The sequence below is a fragment of the Pseudoalteromonas sp. S558 genome, from assembly GCF_005886635.1.
GTDB classification, from domain to species: domain Bacteria; phylum Pseudomonadota; class Gammaproteobacteria; order Enterobacterales; family Alteromonadaceae; genus Pseudoalteromonas; species Pseudoalteromonas aliena.
Window position 1 is genome coordinate 1 of the sequence record NZ_PNDU01000728.1, and the last position, 371, is coordinate 371.

1 protein-coding gene is annotated in these 371 nt (G+C 42.0%); it reads left to right on the forward strand.

What is annotated here, in order from left to right; genetic code table 11:
• The coding region (locus CWB66_RS22570) for an AHH domain-containing protein (protein WP_212747858.1) at positions 1–371 on the forward strand (371 nt) is incomplete at both ends.

The following is a 371-nucleotide window of genomic DNA, read 5'->3' on the forward strand; positions in this document are numbered from 1 at the left end:
GGTGCATCTAAGGAAAAGGTACAAAGAGATTACAACCACTTTCATAAAGATCGCAAGCGTTTAGAGCACTTGCTTATCGCGCAGCAAAGCTTAGAGTCTTACCGCGCAGAAAGTGAAGGGAGTTCTGTTAAGGAGCTAGCAGAAGAAGAACATCATCCTACGGAAAAACTTGCTAAGTTTTTACGAGCGGCAGGCGAGCCAAAACCGACTTCATATCATGAGGCACATCACATTGTGTGTGGTAAGGGACGCTATAGACAACGTCTTACATATGCTGCGCGTTTAAGAATGCATTCGTATGGTATTGGTATTAAAGATCCAACGAATGGGGAATGGCTAAGAAACTTTGAAAAAAATAAGTCAGATGATTT